Below are 21,759 nucleotides of genomic sequence, written 5' to 3' on the forward strand. Positions count from 1 at the left end.
GATCACGTCTGTAACTAACTTTTATCTCTTGCATCCCGGGCGGCAACCACAGAAGTCGGACGCATCGCGGTGTGCGATCCTTGGGTGTCGACGAAATTTTTTTGTGCCAATTTCAGGTTTTCTGCCCGTCGCTCAGTATTTGGTGTCGGTGTCGCGGCATCCATCAGAGCTTTGAAGTCATCAAGATCATCGGTCATTGTGCCAATTCCTCTTGTCGTAGGGCGCGCAGGCGTTTCCGGATGTCGGACATGCGCCAAGAAACGGTGCCTTCGGACACACCCAGAACTACGGCCGCTTCGGCATGTGTCATTTCATCCTCTAGTGTCAGGGCCAATGTGTCCTGCAACTCTGACGGCAGCGATCGCATGGCACCTTGTAGCCAATCCACTGCTTCTGCTGTTTCAGAAGCCTCTGCCCGTCGCATTTGTTCAATATCGCCCCACCCTGCGGCGGCGCGGCTATGGCTTGCCTGACGACGCCGGGCATCCTCGGCCGCGTTGACGACGACTCGATAAAGCCAGGTTGTGAACTTGGCCTGCGCCCGAAAGCCCGCGATTTTGTCAGGCAGGGCTGCACAGATATCCTGTGTCAGGTCTTCAGCCTGATCGGCCCGTCCGGTCAGACGAAAGGCCAGACGAAAGACCCGGTCATAGTGGCGCTGCAACAGGGTCGCAAACGCATCGGCATCTCCGTCCGCGGCGGCTTTGGCCAGGTCCTCATCCGATGTTTTCATACGCATCACACTGGGTATGACGAATCAAAAACGTCAATCCTTGGCGAGGCCGTAAAAAATTAAAAATGGCCCGCTGAAGCCAATTTCCAATCCGCTGCAAAGTCAGACGGTATTGCGTCGGTCAGCAATACGCCTTCGTCGATAAAGGTATAGAGTTCAGCGTATGACCGCTCCCGTTCATCTGCCGTGCGGCGGCGGATATCGCCTGGACGCAGGTCAGATACCTTCTCTTTGCCCATAGCGCCCAAAAGCTCTCGGAAACTCTCAAGCGTCGCATCGTGAAAGCGGTGCACGCGCTGGCGTTTTTGGGGAACATTGACCGCCCTGCCCCGTATCGGGTCCTGAGTGGCCACACCTGACGGGCAGCGGTTCGTATTGCAATGCAGCGCCTGAATGCACCCTACGGCAAACATCATCGCGCGGGCCGCATTGCACATGTCCGCCCCCAGCGCGAATTTCTCGACCATATCATAGCCTGTGGCCACCTTACCCGAACAGATAATCCGGATTTTGTCGCGCAGACCTACGCCACGCAGGCAGTTATTTACGAAGATCAGGGCTTCGTTAAGCGGCATACCCAAGCGGTTGGTGAATTCGACCGGTGCGGCACCTGTACCACCTTCGGCACCGTCGATTGTGATGAAGTCCGGCAGGATGCCTGTTTCCAGCATCGCCTTGCAAATCGCCATGAATTCCGACGGTCTGCCAATACACAGCTTGAACCCGATCGGCTTGCCGCCAGACATTTCCCGCAGATGCTGCACAAAATTCAGCAGACCAGTCGGACCTTCGAAGGCAGAGTGGATGGGCGGTGATATCACGTCCTGATGTTCTGGCACACCGCGGATCTCCGCAATCTCCTTATCCACTTTTGCTGCAGGCAACACGCCACCATGCGAGGGCTTGGCACCCTGTGACAGCTTGATCTCTATCGCTTTGACAACGTCCTTCTTGGCTTTTTCGGCAAACAGGTCCTTATCGAAACCGCCATCAGACGTGCGGCAGCCGAAATAGCCCGTTCCGATCTGCCAGATGATATCGCCGCCCTCAGCCAGATGGTGCGGGGACAGGCCGCCTTCACCAGTGTTATGCGCAAATCCGCCGTCCTTGGCTCCGCCGTTCAGTGCCCGGATCGCATTGGCACTGAGCGCCCCAAAGCTCATGGCTGATACATTCAGCCGCGATGCACTGTACGGCTGCGTGCATTGTGGCCCACCCAGCATAATCCGTTCTTCGCTTTCATCCACATGTTTGGGCGCGAGCGAGTGGTTTGCCCGATGGTATCCGACGGTCAGCACGTCGTACTGTGTACCAAATGCCTGCGTATCCACCTGCCCTTTTGCACGCGAGTAGACAAGCGATCGAACGATCCTGTTGAAGGGGCGGCCGCTTTCGTTGGTTTCCACAAAATACTGACGGATTTCCGGACTGACAAATTCCAGCATGTACCGAAAATGCCCGAGAACCGGGTAGTTGTTCAGCACGTTGTGCTTGGTTGTCAGCATGTCATAGAGGCCGACCACGGCGTATGGAATCAGCACAACCAGCAACCAATGGGCGGGCGGCCAGAAAAACCCCCACAACAGGGTCAACGGCAGACACACGTATGTTAGGAAATAATAGAGTCTGCGTACAATCATTCGTGCTCTCCCAGGGTCGCGTGGTTTCCAGCCGGCTGTGGTAGGCGAAGCCTTCGTCAACGTGGGCCAAATCGCCGTTAGATTGCAAGCAATTGTGGCTGTTTTCACGCAATCAGGCAAAGTTGTGAAATGTAGCCCCGACCTCGGGCGCTGTTGATCCTGACAACGTCAGCTATTATCCCAAAAGAAACGGGATCTGGGCAGGACGACAGGCTGTGACACAAGAACGAACGCATGTTCGGACCACGGCATTGATGTTTGGTGCCGTATTCATCGGTGGCGCGGCGGGCTCTCTGATGCGCGAACTGTTCTCGGTGAACATACCTGGCATCGGGTTCCTGACGCAGACCTTTGGCATTAATATCGTGGCCTGCTTCGTACTTGGTTGGCTGTATTCGGTGCGAAGCCGCGTCCATGCCCACATGCTGCATCTTGGTGCTGTTGGCTTTTGTGGCGGTCTTTCGACTTTTTCCTCTTTTGTTGCGGAATTGGAGCGATTGGCGTTGTCTAACATCTGGATTGCGACCTCGGCCGCCGCGTTGGAGATCGCGGCTGGGCTGGCCGCCGCTATACTGGGCGAGGCAATCGGACGGCGTTTTCATAGGCATGGGGCAACTGAATGAGCGATCTGTTCCTTCATGCCATGTTCGGATTGGGCGGCGGTTTAGGAGCCGTTTTGCGCCATTGGATCGCTCTACGCGTTGTTCATGACCTGCCATTTTCAACTCTGATTGTAAATATACTGGGTAGCCTGCTGCTGGGTCTCTGGATCGGGTATCTCGGCGACCCAATTGAGATGGGTGAAGAAGAAAAACGCTTGGTTTTCGGCTTTTGCGGTGGTTTCACGACGTTTTCGAGTTTTGCCTATCAATCGCTAGAGCTACGGCGCGAGCGGACCATCGCACTGGCGGTGGGCAACATACTTCTTAGTTTGGGCCTGTGCTGGTCCGCGCTCGCAATTGGCCTGTTCCTGATGCGTTAATGTGCATGCACCGATGCCTGCGTTCCGGGTTTCGGTGCCTTGCAAAAGAACAGCAGCGGAATAGTCGCCAAGGCCAAAAGCCCTAGATTGTTGAAAACGGTCAGGTATGAAATCAGTTCAGCCTGCTGCGCGATCTCCTGTCCCAGAATAGCCGCACCTTGAGCACTGTCCGGCGTCAAATTCAGAGGCGCAAGATAGGCTTGCGCGGCCGGGTTATAGGGCGTCACGTTTTGGCTGAGAACAGCTGTGTTTGTCTGCAAGCCACGGACAACCCACGTCCCGACCAAGGAAATTCCAACCGATGATCCAAGCTGACGGGTCACATTGAACAAGCCGGATGCCTCGTCCTGCCGCGATTTGGATATGCTTTCGAAAGCCAATATCGACATTGGTACAAACACCAGGCCCATACCCAGACCGCTTACTGCCCCCGGCCAGGCAAGCTCCCAAAAACCCGCGTCCATGTTGAGAGCTCCCATCATGAAATTGCTGACAGCCGTCAAAAGCATTCCCAACCCAGCCAGAACACGCGGGTCATAACGCGTTACCAAAACCGCGCCGGTCAAAACCATCGAAACACCTGCAGCGACCCCTCTCGGGATAAACAAATGGCCGGATGCGATAACCGGATAGTCCAACAGGTTCTGAACAAATGTCGGCAGGATCGCGATGCCGCCGAACAGGGAAATCGCAAATCCAGCGATAACCAGATTGCACAGCGCAAAATTGCGATCCGCGAAAAAACGCAGGTCGACCACCGGCTTTTCCGTGGTCAACACGTGCATGATGAACCCCAGCGCGCCCAAAACCGAAGCGATGACGGCAACCTGAATGACCCGCGATGACAGCCAGTCCTTGGTTTCTCCCTGATCCAGAAAAAATTGCAGGCAGCCAATTCCGATGGCCAGAAGGGCAAGGCCGGTCCAATCAATGCGAACCTCTTCTGTTTCATCGTCTGGCAGCTCTCCGGCAAGCAAAAGTAGCGCCATCGCGGCGACCGGCAGGTTCACAAAGAACACCATTCGCCACGAGAAATACTCGGTCAGAATTGCCCCCACCGTAGGCCCCAACACCGGGGCCACGACGACCCCGAGGCCGAAGACCGCCATCGCCTGCCCGCGCTTCTCGCGGGGGAACGCGTCGAAAAGAATAGATTGGGACAGCGGGATCAAAAAGGCACCGAACATGCCCTGGGCAAGGCGAAAGGCGACGATGGTCTCAAGGCTCCAGGACAGGCCACACATGACCGACATAGTGGCGAACCCGGCCACGGCGGTCAGGATCAAGCGTCGACGGCCAACACGGCGGGCGACAAAGCCCGTTAGCGGCATCACTACAACAGCCGATACGATATAGCTCGTCAGTATCCACGTGGCCTGATCCGTCGTTGCGCCGAACGCTGCTTGAATATGGGGCAGCGCGACATTGACGATTGTGCTGTCGAGCACTTCAAGGATAGCGCTGAGAACAACAGCAACCACAATCACCGGATTGATGTGGCCTGCTGCCGGGGACGTCATTTTTGGGCCTGTGACGCTGTGGTATCCACAGTTACTTTGCTGCTACCGCCCACGCGCAGTGGAGCGTCCGTTGGGTCAAGCTCAACCCGCACCGGAAAACGCCGCGTGACTTTGACCCAGTTGCCACTGGCATTCTCAGACGGCAGGAGTGAGAACGTATCCCCAGAGCCCCGTCCGATAGACGCGACCTTTCCTGTCAGTGTCAGGCCCGGCAGCATGTCGATCTTGACGCTGACGGGTTGGCCGGGCCGGATGCGCGGCAGTGACGTCTCTTTGAAATTGGCGTCCACCCACCAATCAGAGGACTCTACGATCGAGAATTGCGGTGCATTGGCGGAAACCGAGGACCCCGGTCGGAGGCTCAGGTTGGCGATCCAACCATCTGCTGATGCAAAAACCTTGGTCCAATTCTGATTGGCCTGCGCGATTTCCAACTGAGCTTGCGATGACAGGATGTCATCCTGCTTGGCCGCGAGACCGCTTTGTAGGGCCAACAGGGCTGATTGGCTTGTGGTAAGTTGCGCCGCGGCGCGCGCAAATTCCGAACTCGACTGATCCAGTGACGCCTGGGCCAGATCACCATCTGAAAACAGCGCCTTAGCACGTTCCAGATTGCTTTGAGCGGTATTGTAGGCCGACTGCGTGCTGTCGACCACCGCTTGTGCGGCCGCTATTTGCGTACTGTAAGACTGCGCCTGCTGCACCGCGCTGTCGAGATTGGCCTTGGCCTGATCGACCGAAGCCTTGAATTGAGTATCGTCAATTGTGAACAACAAGTCACCGGTCTTGACCGGCTGGTTCTCAATCACCAGCACCTCTGCGACCTGACCGGTGACTTGTGGTGCCACGTAGATGATATTCGCCCCGATATAGGCGTCATCGGTCGAAGGGTAGCGTTCCTGATGACGCCAGTACAACACAAGGCCAGCGGCGATTGCGCCCACGATGACTGCAGCACCGACAACCTTGAGAGATTTCATGAACCCGTTCCTTCACTTGGTGCGGTCAGACGTCACATCGGAATAGTATGCATACGAACCGCCAGATTTCCCATGATCCAGACCGTGCCCAGGATGATGATCAGCAGCACCATCGTGGAAAACAAGATAAGGTCCAGGTCTTCGCGACTGCTGCGCCGCCGGTCGATATGCAGAAAATAAACCAGCTGTACGATCAACTGAGCCAATCCAAGCAAACTGATTGCAAGGTAAACACCCGGTGTCTCAATACCGTATCGATAAGCAATTCCGAATACTGCAAAGGTCAACAAAAGCGACCCACCATAACCGATCACATAGCGGCGGCGTTCGCGGCGATGCATTTCGCTGCGTTTATCCATAGGTCAGCCCTCCGAAGTAAACGATCGTGATGATGCCGATCCAGATTAGGTCCAGAAAGTGCCAGAATAGCGCCAGCCGTACCACGCGCGACATCAGCAGATCGGTCAGGCCAAAGACCCGCAGCTGAATACCCAGCACGATCAACCATATACACCCGGCCGTGACATGAAGCCCGTGCAGGGGCACCAGCCCATAGAACGCAGATAGAAATCCGCTGCGCTGCGGGATGCCGCCCTTCTCGGCCATGGACATGAAGTCGCGAATTTCCAAAAACAAAAAACAGAGCCCAAGAACCAATGTCACGCAGAACCAGAACACGATCCGCCACCGCGGCAGGTTGTATTTGAGAGCAAGCATTGCAAGACCGACAGTCAGACTGCTGGTCAAAAGAATAAGCGTCTGGGCAAAAATGCTTTTCAGGTCGAACAATTCAGCCGGTCCCGGTCCGCCAGCCTGTGCGTCGATCATCGTGATGTAGATCGCGAACATCAGGCCGAAATAGACCAGATCGCTCATCAAGAAGACCCAGAACCCGAACGTAACGACTTCGCTTGCCTTGTCGGCGCTTGCGTGCCGTCGTCCAAGGTTCAGACCGGGATAGCTATGGGTGGGCGCGCGTTTCATGTCGCGGCCTCCAGATCCGGGCGGGCCAAACCGCGGTTTTCGGGTGCTGTTTCGTAATCACGATCAACAGGCTGAGAGTTATGGACCAGATCCAACCAGGCTTCGTGCTGCCTGCGTATCTCTTCGGCCGGAATGATCCGTTCCGTTTCGGACTTGAACGTCCATGCGATAAAGGACGCAAGCATCAGGACTGACATCAACAAAGCCAGCCACCAGATCCACCAGACCAACGCAAACATCCAGACCCCGCTGAGCACGCAAAGAATAAAACCAATGCCGGTGTTCAGCGGCACCGAGATGTCTTCATAGGCATCTGGTGACGGGTACGCGGTGCCGCGCTCTTTCGCAGCAGCAAAGTTATCGCGATCGGTGACATGGGGGATGATGGCAAAGTTATACGGGGGCGGCGGCGCCGGGATGGACCACTCCAATGTGCGCGCATCCCAAGGATCACCCACTGGAACACGTGTCTTTTCCCGGTTACGGATACTGATCCAAAGCTGGACAACGACCGAAAGCAAGGCGGCCAAGATGATCAATGCGCCGACGACCGCGATAATCATGTATGGGTGGAAGCTCGGGTCCTCCCAACTGAATGACCTGCGGGGCATTCCCATCAGTCCAACGAAGTACAGCGGCAGGAACGTCACCATGAATCCGACGGTCCACAACGCGACCGAGACTCGGCCCCAAGCCTCGTTCAGACGGAACCCAAAGGCTTTGGGGAACCAATAATTGTACCCGGCAAGCAACCCGAACAGCACCCCCGGCAATAAGACGTTGTGAAAGTGGGCGACCAGAAACAGAGTGTTGTGAACCTGATAGTCCACCGTGGGGTTGGCAAGGATCACGCCAGAAAGGCCACCGATCACAAACAGCATCAGGAAAGAAAGGCCGTAAAGCATAGGCACAGAGAACCGGATACGCCCCCGGAACAGCGTCGCCATCCAGTCATAGACTTTCACGCCGGTCGGAATGGCAATCAGCATTGTCGCGATGCCAAAAACTGCGTTGATTAGCGCGCTTTGACCCATCGTGAAAAAGTGGTGCAGCCAGACTGTGAAGGACAGCACCGCAATCGACATCGTGGCGATGACCAACGAGTTATAGCCGTACAAACGTTTAGCCGAGAACGTGGCAAACACCTCGGAATAGATGCCGTAGGCCGGCAAAACCAACAGATAGACCTCGGGGTGACCGAACAGCCAAAACAAGTTGGCATAGTTCATCATATTGCCGCCAAGGTCGTTGGTGAAAAAATGGAAGTCCAAATACCTGTCAGCCGCCAGCATGAGCGCTGCAACCCCAAGAGGCGGCATGGCAAAAACGATCAGGATCGAACTGCAGATGATTGTCCAGCAATACATGGGCAGCCGCATGAATTTCATGCCCGGCGCACGCAGCTTGTAAATTGTGACGGCAAAGTTGATGCCCGTGAGTGTCGTTCCGATGCCGGATACAACGATCGCCCAGATCCAGTAGTCTGGGCCGACACCGGGATTGAACGCCGCACCGGTGTAGGGCGGATAAGCTGTCCAGCCGCCGGTCGAAAACTCGCCCACCACCAGCGAGACCATCAGCATCATCCCGGCCGAAACGGTCAGGCCAAGGCTGATCTGGTTCATCACCGGAAAAGCAACATCACGCGCACCGATCATCAGTGGGACCAGGAAATTCGCGAGGCCGAACACAAAGGGAACGGCCACAAAGAAGATCATGATCGTGCCGTGGGTGCTAAAGAGTTCGGCGAAATGCTCAGCCTCTAGAAACCCGTCGCCCGGTCCCGCCGCCTGTTGCGCCCGCATGACAACGCCTTCCAGCACGCCGCGCGCCAGCATGACGATTGCGAACACGATATACATGATGCCGATCTTCTTGTGATCCGTGCTGGTCAGCCAGTCACGCCACAATGGCCCCCAAAGGCGAAACCACGTCAATGCCCCGACGACGATTATGACGCCGACGATCACAATTGCAGCCGCCGCATTGGCAACGATCTCGTTCGTGTTGGGATTCTGTATAAGTCCCGCAATCGGGAAAGAGTCCCAATCCAGACGGCCAAAGAAGCCAGAACCATTGGTGGTCATTGCTGTACCTCCTGCCCGAATTCTACCGTCCCCGGCTGTTGCTCGGCGCTCAGAGCTTTGCCACCGTGATACCGATGCACAATTGATTGAAACAGGTTGCCGTCCTCGAGCGTGAAGTACAAAACGTTTTCAGGCATTTGCGCGGTTCCCAAGGCGGCCTGCACCTCGTCCCTGTCCGACCGCATGGCCAAAATGCGATACGTTTCATCGTTCAGTGCTATACCGTTGTTGCGCACTTTTTCGACCCACGAACTGAATTCTTCGCTTGGCATGGAGACGGTTTGAAATTTCTGCTTGGTAAACCCACGTCCATTGTACTGCGTGTTCTCGCCCTGCATTGTCGCGGGCACATCCGACACGACATGCAATTCTGTCGTCATGCCGGGCATAGCGTAAATCTGGCCAGCCAATGCCGGGATCATGAATGACTGCATGACGGTATCGGTCGTCAGCGTCATCGCGACCTGTTGTTTGACCGGTATTCCAAACTCTCCGACGCTGGCGATGCCAAGGTCGGGGTAGATGAACAGCCATTTCCAGTCCAGCCCAACGACCTGAACGTTCAACGCAGGCATTTCACCAAAGCGATCTGAATAGGGATCCAATCGGTGGGTCGCCTTCCAAAGATAAAATGACAGCAGCGCGACAATCAGGACCGGCACGCCCCACATAACGAATTCCAGTTTCCCGGAGAAATCCCACTTGGGCCGATAAAGGGCACTGCCCTCTTTGCGGCGCCGATATCGGATAGCAATCAGCGGAACCAAAACAAGAACCGGAACAACGGCTAGCAGAATCAGAGCAGTGGCACGCAAAAGATGCACCTTTTGGACAGCGGCAATCGGACCTTGTGGGTCCATGAAACTGTCACTGGCGCAAGCAGTATGCGCCATTAAGGAGAGAGCCGCGGCAGTGGTCACGACATGCATCGCCTTTGGTGACATTCGGAATAGGGCCACGCCTGATAGTCCTCCTGAAGCAACCTCTCGGGCCAACTATCGGCAGACAAATGAAATTTCTCAAGGCTTTTTCCCAAATGCCCGGTCTGCTGCCACTGACGCTGACCAACGACAGCAACAAGTGCAGACAAAAACTTCAAGTAAGCTGCTGTTGACTTGCCGTTCTGGCCGAGACAGACCTTAGGTGATGCGTTGGATAGCTTTCATCCTTGGTCTTTGGTGCCTGTCCACAAGTGCAACCGCGCAGGATCGTGCTGCGGTCGAAAGGCAATTTCAGTTTTGGTTGCAAGAAACCGTCTGGCCGATGGCCCGAGCCGAGGGTGTTTCTAAACGCACGATGCTACAGGCCTTTGACGGTGTGACACTCAATTGGAAATTGCCGGATCTGGTGCCGCCCGGGCAACCGGTCAAATCTCCGAAACAGCAAAAGCAAGCTGAATTCGGGTCTCCGGGTCGGTACTTCAGCGCGGGTTCCGTTCAGGGCACAACATCTGTTGGGCGCAAGATGGCCCGAAGACACGCGGCAACCTTATCGCGCGTCGAAGCCGAAACCGGCGTGCCAGGCCGCATTATTCTGGCCATTTGGGGTCGTGAGAGCGGTTATGGGCAAGTTGCAATTCGGCACAACGCCTTTCAGGTGCTGGGTACCAAAGGATTCATGAGTACCCGCGCTGACTATTTTACCGCAGAGTTGATCGCGGCGCTGCAGATCGCTGAAGCAGGCGATGCACCGCCGGGTACAATGAAAAGCAGCTGGGCGGGTGCGTTAGGCCAGCCGCAATTCATGCCATCCAATTTTCTGACCTATGCGGCCGACGGAAACGCAGACGGGAAAACCGACATTTGGACCTCGGCCGAAGATACGATTGCGTCGATCGGGAATTACCTGGCGCAACACGGGTGGAAAACCGGACGCGATTGGGGGTTCGAAGTCATCGTTCCCGACACCATTTCCTGCGCGCTGGAAGGCCCCGATCAAGGCAGGCGCATACGGGACTGGGCCAAAATGGGTATTGTACGCGTGTCAGGCAAACCATTTCCTAAGCACGAGTTGGGCGGAGAAGGATTTTTGATGATGCCCGCTGGCCGGAACGGCCCGGCCTTTATCGTCACACCCAACTTCTATGTCCTCAAAGAATACAACAAGAGCGATCTCTACGCCTTGTTCGTTGGGCATGTCGGTGACCGTATTCAATACAACGTTGGCGATTTTTCGGGGCGATGGGGCAAGATCGACGCCATGTACAGGTCCGACATCGCGGCCATGCAGCGTACACTGGAACAACAAGGGCACGACGTAGGCGGCGCAGACGGCCTGCCAGGGTTCAAGACCCGCCGCTCGATCGGACGCTGGCAAGAAACAATTGGTCAGGTTCCGACCTGCTTTCCGGACGCGGGCATGAAGGCCACGCTGATCCGGTAGCGATTCGCCCTGATCCTGAGACCCCTGTGTTGTTTGACCATGCGGAAACAGCCAAACTGAAATCTTCGTGCTTCACTAAAATGTCACGAAGCCTTGGGGTTTCGGTACAAAAATTCCGCTGAACCCCGAAATTCTATCACAATCCACCTCTGGTTGCTCAATTTGCAGGCAAAGGCTTTAACCTTTTTTGAAATAGTGCCACCTTCTGCGTCAGTGAAAGGCGACTTTTGCAAACACGTTCCCGACTGCAAACCGAAAGACTGCGACGCGGTGTTCATTGCGATCTGAAAAAGCAAAATTCGAACCAGTCCCGGTCTCTTTCTGGGTCGGACAAACATGGTGGCCTTCAGCCATCCTGAAGGGATGCGCGTGGGTCGCTGAAAAAAACGGGAGTTGAAACACATGAACAAGTATATTCGTACATCTCTTGCGGGGCTTCTGACCTCGACCATGATTACAGGCGCTGCCTTTGCCGCAGGTACCCACCCGGAAACCGGCGAAGCGCTGGCGGATGATCAGACTTTTACCTATCGTATTCTGGACGAACACAGCTCGGTCGACCCTCAGGTTGTCGAAGATGTGTCCGGCGCCGAGATCGTGCGTGATCTGTTCGAAGGCCTGATGAACCAGGACGAAGACGGCAACCTGGTCCCAGGTGTTGCGACCAGTTACACCACTAACGACACCAAAGATGTCTACACCTTTACGCTGCGCGACGATGCGAAATGGTCGAACGGTGATCCGGTAACTGCCGGCGATTTTGTGTTCGCCTGGAAACGTGCCGTCGATCCCGCTCTGTCTTCGCCTTACGCGTGGTTCATGGAGCTGATGTCGATCGAAAACGCATCTGAAATCATCGCGGGTGACAAGCCGGTTGACGACCTGGGCGTAAAAGCCATCGACGACCATACACTTGAAGTGACTTTGAGCGCCCCTCTGCCGTATTTCGCGCAGATGACCACGCACTCGACCACTTTCCCTGCCCCGCAAAAAGTCATCGAAGAGTTTGGCGACGCCTGGACAAAGCCTGAAAACATCGTTTCGAACGGTGCTTATGTCCTGACCGAACATCTGCCGCAGGAACGTTCGGTTCGTGAGCGGAACGAAAACTACTGGGACAACGACAACACCATCATCGACAAGGTTGTCGCCTTGGTCATCAACGATGAAAACGTCGCCTTGACCCGTTACCTGGCAGGTGAGCTGGATCGCACCGAAGTTCCCGCCGGTCAGTTCCCACGCCTGCAAAAAGAGCACCCGGAAGAGGCAATCAGCTTCCCGCGTCTGTGTAACTATTATTACACGTTCAACCTGTCCGATGGCGGCCCCGAGGCCTTCAAAGACCCGAACGTCCGTCAGGCGCTGTCCCTGGCCGTAGATCGCAAGATCATCACTGAAAACATCATGGCAGGTGGACAGCCTCAGGCTTATACCTTTGCTCCGGCAGCGACCGCTGGCTTTGACGTTCCGGACGTAGAAATGGCGTCCATGTCTCAGGCCGAGCGTGACGAACTGGCCAAAGAGCTGCTGGCTGCAGCTGGTTATGGTCCCGACAACCCACTGAGCTTTGAGATGGTTTACAACACCTCGGAGGCACACAAGAAGGTCGCCGTGGCGCTGAGCCAGATGTGGAAGCAAAAGCTGGGCGTCAACGCTGAGCTGGCCAACATGGAATGGAAGATCTTCCTGGAAGAGCGCGGCAACCAGAACTTCGATCTGGCCCGTGGCGCATGGTGCGGCGACTACAACGAAGCCTCGACCTTCCTTGACCTCCTGCAGTCGGACTCTGGTTATAACGACGGCAAGTACAACAACGCACGCGTTGACGAGCTGCTGTCCGAAGCCAAAACCTCTGACGATGCGGCACCTCTGTACACCGAGGTTGAGCGCATCATTGCGCAAGAGACCCCCGTTATCCCGATCTATCACTATGCTGGTGTCTACATGATGGACAGCGATGTCGGTAACTGGCCGGTCAACAACGTAGAGCAGAACTGGTATTCCAAGAACCTCTACAAAGTCGCCGAATAATCATCCTTAGACCACGTGTTGCCCCGGAGTTTTCTTCGGGGCAATGCCAATAATTGGGGGCATGAAATGCTTGCCTATATCGTCCGGCGGTTGTTTATGGCCGTCCCAACGATCCTTTTGCTGATCGTTGCAAGTTTCTTTCTGATGCACTTCGCGCCAGGTGGGCCTTTCACCTCGGAGCGGCCGCTGCCGCCCGCGGTACTGGCCAATATCGAGGCGCGGTACGGGCTGGACCAGCCGCTGTGGAAACAGCTGTGGGACTACCTCTACAACATCGTCGTGCATTTCGATTTCGGCCCGTCCTTCAAGTTCAAGGATCGGGACGTGAATGACATCATCGCGCAAGGTTTCCCGATCTCGCTGACCTATGGTTCGCTGTCCTTCCTGGTCGCAACAACCGTCGGAGTCGCGCTGGGGATTGCCGCCGCGATCAAACACAACAGCTGGATCGACTATTTCGCCGTCGGTCTGGGTATCGCGGCACAGGCGCTGCCGAACTTCATCATGGGCCCGATCCTGATCCTGACCTTCACATTGTGGCTGGGATGGCTGCCAGGCGGCGGCTGGAATGGCGGCCAGTGGCCATATCTGATCATGCCTGTTATCGCGCTCGCCACATCGTATATGGGGTCCATTGCGCGGATCACGCGGTCTTCGATGCTGGAGGTTCTGAACTCGAACTTCATCCGCACCGCCCGCGCCAAGGGTCTGCCGACAAGAACTGTGATCTGGCGCCACGCGCTGAAGCCAACCTTGCTGCCTGTCGTGTCCTATCTGGGACCGGTATTTGTCTACGTACTGACCGGTTCGGTGTTTGTGGACATCTACTTCTCCACCGGCGGACTGGGGCAGGCCTATGTAGGCTCGGCTCTGTCTCGCGACTATGCCGTGCTGCTGGGGGTCACGATCCTTTATGGCGTCCTGACCGTACTGGTGAACCTGCTGACCGACCTGGCCTATGCCTGGTTCGATCCGAAAATCCGTTACTGAGGGCTGGCAATGCTTGGTAAATCACAAAAAGCCGCCCATCTGGCCGAAGATATCACCGATTACACGGTCATTCAGGGGCGTTCACTCTGGCAAGACGCACGTATGCGTTTTGTTCGCAACAAAGCGGCCATGGCCAGCCTGTTCATTCTGGCAATGATCGTGTTGTTCACAATCATTGGTCCTTACTTTGCCGTATGGAGCAACGAGGAGATTGACTGGAATGTCATGGGCGATGTGCGCGGCTTGGGAATGCCGTCCACGGAGACCGGACATTTCTTCGGCGTCGACGATCTGGGCCGCGATCTTTATAGCCGCGTCATTCAGGCAACCACCACATCTCTGCTGGTGGGTCTGATCGGCGCTGCGACTGCCCTGATTGTCGGTACCTGCTACGGTATTGCCGCGGGTTATATCGGTGGCCGCACTGATGGCGTGATGATGCGCTTCGTCGATATCTTGCTGGCTATTCCGGCGACTCTGGTCATCATACTGTTGTTGGTCGTTGCCGGCCGGTCGTTCGTAATGCTGTTCATCGCACTTGGCGCGGTCGGCTGGTTGACGATGGCACGGATTGTTCGGGGGCAAACCCTGACCCTGAAGAACCGAGAGTTCATCGAGGCCGCACGCGCAGCTGGGGTTAGCGAGTTCACCATCATGTATCGCCATATCCTGCCCAACCTTCTGGGTGTGGTGATCGTGTACGCCTCGCTGCTCGTGCCTGAAATGATCCTGACGGAAAGCTTCATCTCGTTCCTCGGCCTTGGGATTTCTGAGCCCTATACCTCGCTGGGTCGACTGATCGCCGAAGGAGCCGGAACGATGGGCTATGGCACCTTGTGGCAGCTGTTGTTCCCACTAACATTCTACGTCGCAATCATCATAACCATGTTCTTCATCGGTGATGGGCTGCGTGACGCTCTGGACCCGAAGGATCGCTGATATGAGTCTGTTTTCCGTAAAAGATCTGGGCGTCCAGTTCAACACGCCCGATGGCGTTGTTGAGGCTGTAAAAGGCATCAGTTTCGATATCAATCCGGGCGAATGCCTGGGCATCGTAGGCGAAAGTGGCTCCGGCAAAAGCCAGACCTTCATGGCTGCAATGGGCTTGTTGCCACCCGCCGGGCAAGCAACCGGTTCCGCCATGCTGAACGGTCAGGAAATTCTGAACCTGCCGGTAAACAAGCTGAACCAAATTCGTGGCGACGATGTCGGCATGATCTTTCAGGATCCTCTCACTGCCCTGACCCCGCACCTGCGGATTGGCCAGCAGATGCGTGAAGTTCTGCAGGTTCATGAAGGGCTGCAAGGTTCGGCTGCGCGGGCACGCTGCCTTGAATGGCTGGATCGCGTGCGCATCCCCGAAGCCAAGCGGCGACTGGACCAGTATCCGCATGAGTTGTCCGGTGGTATGCGCCAGAGGGTCATGATCGCAATGTCCATGCTGTGCAATCCCAAGCTGCTGATCGCGGATGAACCGACAACAGCCTTGGATGTGACCGTTCAGGCCGACATTCTGGATCTGATGGTACGCCTACAAAAAGACGAAGGCACGGCGATCGCCCTGATCACACATGACATGGGTGTCGTCGCGCGTATGTGCGACCGCGTCCAGGTCATGCGATTGGGTCAATTCGTCGAGTCGGGTGAGACACGCGAGATTTTCCGCGCGCCGAAGCATGAGTACACCCAGACGTTGCTGGAAGCGATGCCGCGCATCGATGCCGGCGATGCGCCTAAGGCGCTTGAAAAAGTCGATGATCCGCTGCTGAAAGTCGATGACGTAAAGGTGCACTTTCCGATCCACGTTTCGGGCGGGCTGTTTGGACACAAAGTTCCGCTGAAAGCCGTCGATGGAGTCAGCTTTGACATCCGCAAGGGCGAAACGCTGGGTGTTGTGGGCGAGTCTGGTTGCGGCAAGTCCACTTTGGCGCGGGCCGTTTTGCAACTGATCGAGCCCAGCGCGGGCAACGTCAGTTGGCTGGGCCATCCCATCGTCGGGCTGAAACGGCGCGAACTGAACAAATACCGTAAGGATTTGCAGATCGTGTTCCAGGATCCATTGGCCAGCCTCGATCCGCGTATGACCATTTCGGCCTCGATTGCTGAGCCATTGAAGACCTATCGCCCTGACCTGACTGAGCGGGAACGCAAAAAGCTGGTCTCCGAAATGATGGAGCGGGTCGGTTTGAAAGCTAACATGATCAACCGATATCCGCATGAACTGTCCGGCGGCCAGAACCAGCGTGTCGGTATTGCGCGAGCGATGATCAACAAACCCAAACTCATCATCTGTGACGAAGCTGTGTCGGCACTGGACGTGTCAATTCAGGCGCAGATCGTGGAGTTGCTACGTGAGTTGCAACAGGAATTTGGTCTGTCGATGATCTTCATCAGTCACGATCTGTCTGTTGTTCGGGCGGTATCGAACCGGATCATGGTGCTTTATCTGGGCCGGATCGTGGAATTGGGTGACGGAGAAGTGATCTGTTCTGATCCGATCCACCCGTACACGAAATCGCTGATCTCGGCCGTTCCCATTCCGGACCCGGACGTTGAGCGTAGTCGTACACGCCTGAAATTGCCGGGCGAATTGCCTTCACCGATGGATCCCAAAGCGGCATTGAGGTTCCTGCCAAGTCGTTTGGCGGCTGGGGAGACGAACTATGTTCCACGGTTGAGCGAAGTGAAACCCAATCATTTTGTGGCCGAACACGACTCGCTCGAAGCGATCATGGCAAAGGCATAACTTCCCTGCCCCGAAGCAAGTTATTGCCTTCGGGGCGGGTTCCTCCCGGCTATATGAAGGATTCTGAACTGTTTCTGCATTGCGGCCAATATGCACCATTCAGCGATCTTTGTACTGACAAGCAGCAGCTACAGAGGCTATGACTTAACCGGCATCTACACAGCATTTTGACTTCTGATTTCACCGGTGGCACGATTTCTCCTAGTTGTTTGGCATTGCCTATTTGCGTTGATTGTTCTAGCCGCGCGCACTAAGAGGTGGCATCAACAAAACGCATACATTCGAACAAGATATTTTGCTGAGAGGTAGCATGGTACGTAAGGTCACAAAGGCGATTTTCCCGGTTGCAGGTCTCGGCACGCGCTTTCTGCCCGCGACTAAATCGGTACCTAAGGAAATCATGACCCTAGTCGATCGCCCGCTGGTTCAATATGCAATCGACGAGGCCCGAGCCGCCGGAATTACCGAGTTCATTTTTGTAACGTCCCGCGGGAAATCTGCGCTTGAGGACTATTTTGACCACAATCAGATCCTTGAGCAGTCGCTCAAGGAAAAAGGCAAAGATGACCTGCTGGCAACGCTGAATGCGACCAACATGGAAAGCGGGGCAATCGCCTATATTCGGCAACACAAGGCGCTGGGTTTGGGCCACGCCGTATGGTGCGCGCGTCGCCTGATCGGAGATGAGCCATTTGCGGTCATGCTGCCTGACGACGTCATCGCCGGGGAAAAACCCTGCTTGCAGCAGATGATAGAAGCCTATGAGGAAACCGGCGGCAACATGGTTGCCACTATGGAAGTTCCCTCGGAAAAAACAAGTTCTTACGGCGTTCTGGATGTCGGCGACAATATCGGCACAGTGGTGCGCGCGCGCGGAATGGTCGAGAAACCGAATCCCCAGGAAGCACCTTCCAACCTGGCGGTTATCGGTCGTTACATTCTGAGACCTTCGGTTCTGTACAACCTTAACCAGAACAAACAGGGGAGTGGTGGCGAGATTCAACTCACGGACGCCATCGCGGAAGATATCAGAAACGGTGTTCCGGTTTTCGGTTACAAATTCGATGGCCAGCGGTTCGACTGCGGATCCAAGGCGGGTTTCCTGCAGGCAACAGTTGCGTTTGCGCTGGCGCGCGACGACCTTCGAGAGGATTTGCAAAAATACCTACACGATGTTGCCGCCACCGGTCAGGCTGCTCAGTAACCAGAGGCCGCAACCTCGCATACGAGGTAATCAGCACAGACAGAAGGGGCAAGCTGCGGGCAACGCGCTTGCCCTTTTTCTTGCGATGAGGTTGCAAGCGCCCTTCGAATTGTTGGGCACCCGTTAACCCAGGAAAATCTTGGCAAGACGTTAACCGGACGAACCCATTGGTCAGGCGGGTTTCATGGGCAGCGCGGCAGTGTAGCCCGCAATGCAAATGTCGATCCGATAGCCAACGGAGGATGCCCCTTGTCCCAGAATTCGCCCAAGTTGAACCTACCATTTCTACAACCTTCTCAGGCGCAAAAACACATCACGCACAACGAAGCCCTGAGACGTCTTGATCTGATCGTCCAACTAAGTATCGCGTCAACCGGTGCCTCTACACCGCCCTCAGTGCCGGAACAGGGTGAGCTCCATGCCATTGGGTCGTCACCCGCCGGAGACTGGGCGGGTCACGAAGGAGAACTTGCCGCCTGGCTGGATGACGGCTGGCATTTCGTAACACCTGAATTGGGCTGGCGTGCGTGGGATCAGGAAAGTGATCGCCTGAAAATTTGGGACGGTTCAGCATGGATTGAACCCCCGACCGCGACGCAAAATCTTCCGGGTGTTGGTATTGCCACCGGGCACGACAGTACAAATCGCCTGTCCGTTCGCGCACCCGCGACTTTGCTAAGCCACGAGGGCGGCGGGCACCAACTAAAGATCAACAAGGCAAATGCTGTTGAGACCGCTTCTCTGCTGTTTCAATCCAATTGGACCGGGCATGCCGAAATGGGTTTGTCGGGTAATACAGGTTTTTCCATCAAGGTCTCGCCAGATGGCACCAACTGGTCCGAAGCGCTGAGCATTGATCCAGCGTCCGGGGTGGCCTCAGGCGCGGCGGTGCAAAGCAGCGCAGATGATACAACTACGGGGCGCCTGATGCGGGCAGACTATGGCTACGGGCCCGGTAATGTTCTCGGGACCGTCACGCAAAATGGCGGAACCCCAACCGGCGCTGTGATTGAGCGCGGAACCTCTGCGAGTGGTGAGTTTGTCCGGTTTGCTGATGGCACTCAGATTTGCACGGCCACGCTGAATGCTACTGCCTGCACAAATTCCGAAGGTGCCCTGTACGCCAGCACGTCGGACACCTGGGCCTTCCCGGCTGTTTTTGCGGCTGGCACCAACCCGGCGATCAGCGGCAGTGGGGGCGCAACTGGGAGGTTCTTGGGGGTGGATGAGCCGACCGAAACTCAAGTCGCGTACAAAGTACTTTCGTCCGCTTCCGACACAACGGTCCTCCCCCCAACCGCCATAGCCATCGGCCGCTGGTTCTAATCCGTTAGACTGCCCGGATCATATTCCGGGTGGTCACTTTGCGCGAATATCCGCGTCAGCTTGTTCCAGGAACCACGCGTAGGTTTCGCGAATTCCGTCTTCCAGACTGATATTCGCCCGCCAACCCATGGTTGCCAGACGGGAAACATCCATCAGCTTGCGCATCGTGCCGTCAGGTTTGCTGACATCTTGCGTGATCCGACCGGTATATCCTGTCACATTAGCCACCATACCCGCGAGCTCCGCAATTGAGACGTCCACACCGCATCCAACATTGATATGGCTTAGCATGGGTTGGGTGTTGGCCTCATACTCATCACGGGACAAGTCCAGTACGAATAGTGAAGCCTCAGCCATATCGTCGACATGCAAAAACTCGCGTCGTGGCTTACCAGTGCCCCAAATGACAACCTCATCCAAACCATCACGCTGCGCCTCGTGGAATCTGCGGATCAGGGCGGGCAAGACATGACTGTTTTCGGGGTGAAAATTGTCGCCAGGCCCATAAAGGTTTGTCGGCATAACGGAACGATAGTCTACGCCGTGCTGCCGATTGTAGCTTTCGCACAGTTTGATGCCGGCGATCTTCGCCACCGCGTAGGGTTCGTTCGTGGGTTCTAGCACACCGGTCAGCAAAGCATCTTCCCGCATCGGCTGTGGAACAGCGCGGGGATAGATGCAGGAACTGCCCAATTGAAGCAGGTATTTAACGCCCACAGAAAACGCCTGATGAATCACATTGCACTCGATCATCAGGTTTTCGTAAATAAAATCTGCAGGATAGGTGTTGTTGGCATGAATGCCGCCGACTTTGGCTGCGGCCAAAATGACGACGTCGGGACGCTGAGCTTGCATGAAATCTCGGACAGCAGCTTGATTGGTCAGATCAAGTTCCGAATGCGTCCGCGTCACAAGCTCCAACGCCTCGCCCGATGCCTGGCGGTCCTGCAGACGGCGCAGGATCGCACCGCCGACCATTCCGCGGTGCCCGGCCACGTAGATCTTACGCACGCCGCCCGCCTCAGCCATTTTCCAGCGTGACCGGCAATTCATAGCCGTGCTCTTTCAGCAAGGCATGACGCTTGGCCGTCTTGAGGTCCTCGACAACCATTTCAGAGCACATTTCCTGAACCGTCAGTTCCGGTTCCCATCCCAATTTGTTTTTGGCGTTCGAAGGGTCGCCAAGCAATGTCTCCACTTCCGCCGGGCGGAAATATTGTGGGTCGATCCGCATGATCACATCACCTGGTTCCAATGCAGGCGCGTCGTCGCCTTCAACGGATTTGACCGTGGCGATTTCATCGACACCCTCGCCTGAAAATTCAAGCGTTACCCCAAGTTCAGCTGCAGACCATTCGATGAACTGACGCACCGAGTACTGCACGCCGGTTGCAATTACGAAATCCTCAGGGGTGTCTTGCTGCAACATCATCCACTGCATACGGACGTAGTCCTTAGCGTGCCCCCAATCGCGCAGGCTGTCGATATTGCCCATGTACAGGCAATCCTCGAGACCCTGAGCAATGTTGGACAGACCACGAGTGATCTTGCGCGTCACAAAGGTTTCGCCACGGCGCGGACTTTCGTGATTGAACAGGATGCCGTTGCAGGCATACATGCCATACGCTTCGCGATAATTCACAGTGATCCAATAGGAATAAAGCTTGGCTACCGCATAAGGGGAACGCGGATAGAACGGCGTTGTCTCGCGCTGCGGTGTCTCTTGTACCAAACCGTAGAGTTCGGACGTGGACGCCTGATAAAAGCGCGTCTTTTTCTCAAGACCCAGAAAACGGATCGCCTCAAGCAAGCGCAACGTACCGATTGCGTCCACATCGGCAGTGTATTCGGGCGATTCAAAACTGACCGCCACGTGGGACTGGGCGCCAAGGTTATAGACCTCGTCGGGCTGAACCTCCTGAATGATGCGGGTCAAGTTCGAGGTATCGCTCAGATCCCCATAGTGCAGGTGAAGACGCGGATTGGGTACATGCGGATCCTGATAGATATGATCAATGCGCTGTGTGTTGAACGAAGATGCACGGCGCTTGATTCCATGAACTTCATATCCTTTTTCCAGCAGAAACTCGGCAAGATAGGATCCGTCTTGCCCAGTGATACCGGTTATCAGTGCTGTTTTGGTCATGGTTGCGT

Annotated in this window: 20 protein-coding genes; 9 read left to right on the forward strand and 11 right to left on the reverse strand. The window is 55.7% G+C overall.

All coding sequences use genetic code 11. The features are described from left to right. Positions 1 to 14 precede the first annotated feature (14 nt). Genes GOW16_RS13400 through GOW16_RS13410 form a run of 3 tightly spaced genes read right to left on the reverse strand, consistent with a single transcriptional unit; the run spans position 15 to position 2,373 of the window. The gene (locus tag GOW16_RS13400) at positions 15 to 197 is read right to left on the reverse strand and encodes a hypothetical protein (protein ID WP_170415802.1); all 183 of its coding nucleotides are present in this window, start codon (positions 195 to 197) and stop codon (positions 15 to 17) included. Beyond that, the gene (locus GOW16_RS13405) at positions 194 to 733 is read right to left on the reverse strand and encodes an RNA polymerase sigma factor (protein WP_170415804.1); all 540 of its coding nucleotides are present in this window, start codon (positions 731 to 733) and stop codon (positions 194 to 196) included. The genes GOW16_RS13400 and GOW16_RS13405 overlap by 4 nt, the downstream gene beginning before the upstream one ends. A gap of 59 nt (positions 734 to 792) precedes the next feature. Then, positions 793 to 2,373 carry an FMN-binding glutamate synthase family protein gene (locus GOW16_RS13410; RefSeq protein WP_170415806.1) on the reverse strand — a complete coding sequence of 527 codons (1,581 nt, stop codon included), beginning with the start codon at positions 2,371 to 2,373 and terminating at the stop codon, positions 793 to 795. 215 nt (positions 2,374 to 2,588) lie between these two features. Between GOW16_RS13410 and GOW16_RS13415 the strand changes: the two genes are divergently transcribed. After that, positions 2,589 to 2,996: a CrcB family protein gene (locus GOW16_RS13415; protein WP_368039902.1), complete on the forward strand. Its 408-nt coding sequence runs from the start codon at positions 2,589 to 2,591 to the stop codon at positions 2,994 to 2,996. Beyond that, positions 2,993 to 3,355 carry a fluoride efflux transporter CrcB gene (gene crcB, locus GOW16_RS13420; protein WP_170415809.1) on the forward strand — a complete coding sequence of 121 codons (363 nt, stop codon included), beginning with the start codon at positions 2,993 to 2,995 and terminating at the stop codon, positions 3,353 to 3,355. The genes GOW16_RS13415 and crcB overlap by 4 nt, the downstream gene beginning before the upstream one ends. Here crcB and GOW16_RS13425 read toward each other — a convergent pair. From GOW16_RS13425 to GOW16_RS13450, 6 genes are read right to left on the reverse strand one after another with little or no spacing between them, the layout of a single operon-like run. Further along, positions 3,352 to 4,875, reverse strand: coding sequence for a DHA2 family efflux MFS transporter permease subunit (locus tag GOW16_RS13425; RefSeq protein WP_170415811.1), 1,524 nt, complete (start codon positions 4,873 to 4,875; stop codon positions 3,352 to 3,354). The two genes, crcB and GOW16_RS13425, sit on opposite strands and share 4 nt — an antisense overlap. Further along, positions 4,872 to 5,855, reverse strand: coding sequence for an HlyD family secretion protein (locus GOW16_RS13430; protein ID WP_170415813.1), 984 nt, complete (start codon positions 5,853 to 5,855; stop codon positions 4,872 to 4,874). The genes GOW16_RS13425 and GOW16_RS13430 overlap by 4 nt, the downstream gene beginning before the upstream one ends. Positions 5,856 to 5,887: 32 nt before the next feature. Beyond that, the gene (locus GOW16_RS13435) at positions 5,888 to 6,214 is read right to left on the reverse strand and encodes a cytochrome o ubiquinol oxidase subunit IV (RefSeq protein ID WP_254429771.1); all 327 of its coding nucleotides are present in this window, start codon (positions 6,212 to 6,214) and stop codon (positions 5,888 to 5,890) included. Then, positions 6,207 to 6,839, reverse strand: a complete 633-nt coding sequence (locus GOW16_RS13440; protein ID WP_170415815.1) for a cytochrome c oxidase subunit 3 — start codon at positions 6,837 to 6,839, stop codon at positions 6,207 to 6,209. The genes GOW16_RS13435 and GOW16_RS13440 overlap by 8 nt, the downstream gene beginning before the upstream one ends. Beyond that, a complete protein-coding gene (locus GOW16_RS13445) occupies positions 6,836 to 8,926 on the reverse strand; it encodes a cbb3-type cytochrome c oxidase subunit I (protein WP_170415817.1) in 2,091 nt (696 codons plus the stop codon). The genes GOW16_RS13440 and GOW16_RS13445 overlap by 4 nt, the downstream gene beginning before the upstream one ends. Then, entirely contained in the window at positions 8,923 to 9,885 is a 963-nt protein-coding gene (locus GOW16_RS13450) for a cytochrome ubiquinol oxidase subunit II (protein ID WP_368039903.1), read from the reverse strand. Before GOW16_RS13450 ends, GOW16_RS13445 begins: the two co-directional genes overlap by 4 nt. Positions 9,886 to 10,072: 187 nt before the next feature. Between GOW16_RS13450 and GOW16_RS13455 the strand changes: the two genes are divergently transcribed. From GOW16_RS13455 to GOW16_RS13485, 7 genes are all read left to right on the forward strand, one after another. Beyond that, positions 10,073 to 11,308, forward strand: coding sequence for a lytic murein transglycosylase (locus GOW16_RS13455; RefSeq protein WP_170415819.1), 1,236 nt, complete (start codon positions 10,073 to 10,075; stop codon positions 11,306 to 11,308). Between the two features lie 402 nt (positions 11,309 to 11,710). Next, positions 11,711 to 13,339, forward strand: coding sequence for a peptide ABC transporter substrate-binding protein (locus GOW16_RS13460; protein ID WP_170415821.1), 1,629 nt, complete (start codon positions 11,711 to 11,713; stop codon positions 13,337 to 13,339). 66 nt (positions 13,340 to 13,405) lie between these two features. Next, complete coding sequence (gene oppB, locus GOW16_RS13465; protein ID WP_170415823.1) at positions 13,406 to 14,329, forward strand: oligopeptide ABC transporter permease OppB; 924 nt, start codon at positions 13,406 to 13,408, stop codon at positions 14,327 to 14,329. A 9-nt stretch (positions 14,330 to 14,338) separates the two neighbouring features. Then, positions 14,339 to 15,268, forward strand: coding sequence for an ABC transporter permease subunit (locus GOW16_RS13470; RefSeq protein WP_170415825.1), 930 nt, complete (start codon positions 14,339 to 14,341; stop codon positions 15,266 to 15,268). Position 15,269: 1 nt separating this feature from the next. After that, positions 15,270 to 17,075, forward strand: coding sequence for an ABC transporter ATP-binding protein (locus GOW16_RS13475; RefSeq protein WP_170415827.1), 1,806 nt, complete (start codon positions 15,270 to 15,272; stop codon positions 17,073 to 17,075). A gap of 310 nt (positions 17,076 to 17,385) precedes the next feature. Further along, a complete protein-coding gene (gene galU, locus GOW16_RS13480) occupies positions 17,386 to 18,279 on the forward strand; it encodes a UTP--glucose-1-phosphate uridylyltransferase GalU (RefSeq protein ID WP_170415829.1) in 894 nt (297 codons plus the stop codon). A 249-nt stretch (positions 18,280 to 18,528) separates the two neighbouring features. Then, positions 18,529 to 19,605 (forward strand): DUF2793 domain-containing protein, encoded by a 1,077-nt coding sequence (locus tag GOW16_RS13485; RefSeq protein ID WP_170415831.1) that lies wholly within the window; start codon positions 18,529 to 18,531, stop codon positions 19,603 to 19,605. A 33-nt stretch (positions 19,606 to 19,638) separates the two neighbouring features. On the opposite strand, the gene fcl is transcribed toward GOW16_RS13485, so the two are convergent. Further along, positions 19,639 to 20,658: a GDP-L-fucose synthase gene (gene fcl, locus GOW16_RS13490; protein ID WP_302478067.1), complete on the reverse strand. Its 1,020-nt coding sequence runs from the start codon at positions 20,656 to 20,658 to the stop codon at positions 19,639 to 19,641. After that, positions 20,627 to 21,751 (reverse strand): GDP-mannose 4,6-dehydratase, encoded by a 1,125-nt coding sequence (gene gmd, locus GOW16_RS13495; RefSeq protein WP_170415833.1) that lies wholly within the window; start codon positions 21,749 to 21,751, stop codon positions 20,627 to 20,629. The genes fcl and gmd overlap by 32 nt, the downstream gene beginning before the upstream one ends. Positions 21,752 to 21,759: the final 8 nt, after the last annotated feature.

The sequence above is a fragment of the Ruegeria atlantica genome, assembly GCF_013033965.1.
GTDB classification, from domain to species: domain Bacteria; phylum Pseudomonadota; class Alphaproteobacteria; order Rhodobacterales; family Rhodobacteraceae; genus Ruegeria; species Ruegeria atlantica_D.